Source organism: Microbacterium sp. zg.Y909, assembly GCF_024626565.1.
Window position 1 is genome coordinate 1 of sequence record NZ_JANJFJ010000717.1, and the last position, 786, is coordinate 786.

1 protein-coding gene is annotated in these 786 nt (G+C 70.6%); it reads left to right on the forward strand.

Annotation, left to right across the window (positions count from 1 at the left end):
• Positions 1-786: APC family permease (locus tag NQ160_RS24360; RefSeq protein WP_257517534.1), on the forward strand; the 786-nt coding region annotated here is incomplete at both ends.

A 786-nucleotide genomic window follows, 5' to 3' on the forward strand; every position in this document is an offset into this window, starting at 1 on the left:
GGCCTGTCGGCCGTCTGCTACGCCGAGATGGCCTCCGCCGTGCCGATCTCGGGATCGACGTACTCCTATGCCTATGTGACCCTCGGCGAGATCGTCGCGATGGGGGTCGCCGCCTGCCTCATGCTCGAGTACGGCGTCTCGGCCGCGGCGGTGTCGTCGGGCTGGAGCGGGTACCTGGACCACCTGCTGGCCGCGGTGTTCGGCTGGCACCTGCCGCCCGAGCTCATGGCGGGACCGCTCGAGGGCGGCATCGTGAACCTGCCGGCCGTCGTGCTCGTGGCCATGTGCGCGGTCCTGCTCGTGCGGGGCACGCGCGAATCCGCGGTCGTCAACACGATCATGGTCGTCATCAAGGTGGCGGTGCTGCTGATGTTCGCCGCGATCGCCATCACCGCCTTCCGTGTGGACAACTTCGCCGAGTTCGCCCCGCACGGCGCGGCGGGGGTGACTGCGGCGGCCGGCACCATCTTCTTCACCTTCATCGGGCTGGATGCCGTGTCGACGGCGGGCGACGAGGTCCGCGACCCGCAGCGCTCGCTGCCGCGTGCGATCCTCATCGCGCTCGCCGTGGTCGTCTCGGTCTATCTGCTCGTCGCGGTGGCCGCCGTCGGCGCACAGCCGTGGGGCGACTTCAGCGATCCCGCCCAGCAGAGCGCCGGGCTGGCGGTCATCCTCGCCGACGTGCTGGGCGCATCGTGGCCGGCGACGCTGCTGGCGGCCGGCGCCGTCGTGTCGATCTTCTCCGTCACGCTGGTGATCCTCTTCGGCCAGACCCGCATCCTCTAC